Origin of the sequence: Streptomyces sp. WELS2 (assembly GCF_013870595.1) — a bacterium.
In the GTDB taxonomy this organism is placed as follows: Bacteria; Actinomycetota; Actinomycetes; order Streptomycetales; family Streptomycetaceae; genus Streptomyces.
In genome coordinates this window covers 1-2900 of sequence record NZ_JACBWZ010000768.1, presented here as the reverse complement: position 1 = coordinate 2900, position 2900 = coordinate 1, and the positions used below count along the sequence as shown (strand labels likewise).

Sequence of the window (2900 nt, the reverse complement as noted above, 5' to 3'; positions counted from 1 at the left end):
CCAGTTCGTCAGTCGTTCATGTGCTGTCCTACTTGGTGGGGCCGTCGTGTTCGGACTGGTCCACGACTGTCAGGCCGCCTTGCCCATGACAACGTCAGGACGCATTCCGTGACCGCATCAGCCGCTTTTCGGCGCCCTCGTGTCGTTGCCCGCCTTCTCGTCGCCGTCCCCCTCTTGGCCGCGGGCGCCCTGACCGGCCCACCTGCGGCGCACGCGGCCGTCGCCGACGGCGTCCGCATCAACGAGGTGGTGACCACCGGCGACGTCAACGACTCGATCGAGCTGTACAACAAGGGCACCACCGCGGTCGACGTGTCGGGCTGGGTCCTGAAGGACGACGACAAGGACCACACCTACAAGATCGCTTCCGGGACCACCCTGGCACCGGGCTCGTACAGGGCGTTCGACGTGAGCGGCAAGTTCGGCCTCGGCTCGGCCGACGTGGCCCGCCTCTACCTCGCGGACGGCACGACCCAGGTGGACGGCTTCTCCTGGAGCGAGCACTCCAGCCCCTCCTGGTCACGTTGTCCCGACGGCACCGGCGCGTTCGAGCAGGCGGCCACGGTGACCCTCGGCGGCCCGAACAACTGCGGCACCGGTGGAGAAGAAGGCGGCTCCACGACGCCGGCCGCGTGGCCGGGAAGCGGCAGCGTGACCACCGCGGACGGTTCCAACGTCTTCGGCCAGGACCTCAGCGGCCTCTACCAGGAGGGCGGCGTGCTGTGGGGAGCGCAGAACAGCGGCAGGCTGTGGCGTCTGGTACGTGACGGCTCCGGCGGCTGGAAGCCGGACACCTCCGGCGGCTGGTCCTCCGGCAAGACCCTGCGCTTTCCCGGCGGCTCCGGCACCCCCGACGGCGAGGGCGTCACCCTGACCGGTGCGGGTTCGGCCGGGGGCGCGTTCGTGGCCACCGAACGCGACGGGAACGCGTCGGGCACGAGCCGCCTGTCGGTGCTGAAGTACGACGTCAGCGGCTCGGGCTCGTCGCTGACCGCGGCCAAGGAGTGGAACCTCACCTCCGACCTCCCCTCCACCGGCTCCAATCTCGGTTTCGAAGGGATCACCTGGATCCCGGACACCGCACTGACCGGTGCCGGGTTCAGGGACGCCTCGACCGGCGCGGCCTACGACCCGGCCCGGTACGGCAGCCACAGCGGCGGAGTGTTCTTCGTGGGCGTCGAGGGCACCGGCATGATCTACGGCTACGTGCTGGCCGACTCCGGCTCCTACACCCGTATCGCGTCCTTCAGCAGCGGCATGTCCGGGGTGATGGAACTCCAGTGGGAGCCGCAGGCATCGCGCCTGTGGGCGGGCTGCGACGACACCTGTGACGGTCAGCACCGCACCCTGAAGATCGACACGACCGGCGTCTTCACCACCGCCGGCGTCTTCAACCGCCCGTCGGGCATGCCCAACTACAACAACGAGGGCTTCTCCCTGGCCGGCGCGGACGAATGCGTGGCGGGAACCAAGCCCGTCTACTGGGCGGACGACTCCAACGACGGCGGGCACGCTCTGCGCAGGGGCACCGTCACCTGCTGAGCGGCCCGGCTGGCGCCAGGTGATCGCACGCCCGTGCGCGTCCGCGAACTGCGGCAGGTCCAGGCAGGCGGACACCGGCTCGTCCAGCCGTAACGCCCCGTCGCCGTAGGCGATCCCCGCCACCAGCGACAGCACGCTCTTGATCGCGCTGTATGCCATCTCCTCCCCCACCGGGTTCCCCCACGCGGCGATGACGGTGCCGCGCCGGACGAGACGCCGCTGGCCCCCTGCCCGTTCAGCAGCGGGCCCACGGCCTCCCGGTGGGAGGGGCCGGAGACCTGGGCCGCGAGATAGGACAGTGCCCTTCTCCAGAACCTCCAGGCCGCCATTCCGAGTATCCCTGTCGCTGGTCTTGTATCCGCCGGATCCCCGCACGCGGGTGTCACCGAGCTTCGGGCGTGTGCCAACGAGGTCCGGTGCGCGGAGGTTTGGTCGTCAAGGGCGGTGGGCGGAGGGATGGCGGCTGCGCCGGATCCCCGCCACCTTTCAGCCGATCTGCTCGGCCAGCCCTACGATGATGCCCTCGGGGCCGCGGACGTAGCAGAGCCGGTAGCTGTCCTCGTACTGTGCCAACTCGCCGACGAGGTCGGCGCCATGGACCCGCAAGCGGGCCACGGTGTCCTCGATGTCGTCGACCGCGAACATGACGCGGTGCGTGCCCAGGATGTTGTGGGGCCTGTCGCGCGGCCCCGCGCTGATGGCCGCGGGGCTGCGGTACTTCGCCAGCTCGAGCCGGCTGTGACCGTCCGGGGTCCGGAGCATCGCGATGTCACAGTGGACGCCGTCGAGCCCGGTGCACTGATCGGCGACTTGGCCTTCGACCTCCGCCCTGCCCTCCAGCTCCATACCGAGTTCCACGAAGAACGCGATGGCGGCATCCATGTCGTCGACGACGATGCCGACGTTGTCCATCCGCTGAATCGCCATGCTGGTCTCTCCCTCTTCCGAGTGCGGCCGGTGGTGGCCGTTGATGCCCTTGGGACGGAGCCGGTGGCCCGTTCTCCACATCCTGCGCCATGACTCCCGGCGAGCGGCCCGGCCGCTCAGGTCTGCGCAGTCCCGGGCCACCTCGAGAAGACGCCGGCGATTCACGTCCGGTGCCGAGGAGCAACTCGACAGCAGGGGCACGCTCGCCGCGGTGCGCGGTTCCACAACTCCACGGACCGCGGAGGCTCCGCCCGGCCATCGCTGCGGTCGGTCCCTTCCTCGGCGACGGCCGGCGTGCCGCCCGTGTGCTGGCCGGGCCGGATGCCCGACGGCCGCGGACGGGACCGGCGAGCGGTTGCCGGTCGTCCGTACGGTGGCGCGTCCGGCCGGACGGTTGCCGGCGACCGGTCCGACCGTGGCCCCGACCGCGC

At 70.7% G+C, this 2900-nt stretch carries 2 protein-coding genes; one reads left to right on the top strand and one right to left on the bottom strand.

Annotation, left to right across the window (positions count from 1 at the left end; all coding sequences use genetic code 11):
- Nucleotides 1–108 precede the first annotated feature (108 nt).
- Nucleotides 109–1542, top strand: a complete 1434-nt coding sequence (locus H5J33_RS29520; RefSeq protein WP_181797860.1) for a lamin tail domain-containing protein — start codon at nucleotides 109–111, stop codon at nucleotides 1540–1542.
- 486 nt (nucleotides 1543–2028) lie between these two features.
- On the opposite strand, the gene H5J33_RS29515 is transcribed toward H5J33_RS29520, so the two are convergent.
- The gene (locus tag H5J33_RS29515; RefSeq protein WP_181797859.1) at nucleotides 2029–2469 is read right to left on the bottom strand and encodes a VOC family protein; all 441 of its coding nucleotides are present in this window, start codon (nucleotides 2467–2469) and stop codon (nucleotides 2029–2031) included.
- Nucleotides 2470–2900 lie beyond the last annotated feature (431 nt).

What these genes read in the sequence shown, in the direction of transcription:
- H5J33_RS29515 (WP_181797859.1), bottom strand. Translation starts at nt 2,469, where the DNA reads ATGGCGATTCAGCGGATGGACAACGTCGGCATCGTCGTCGACGACATG.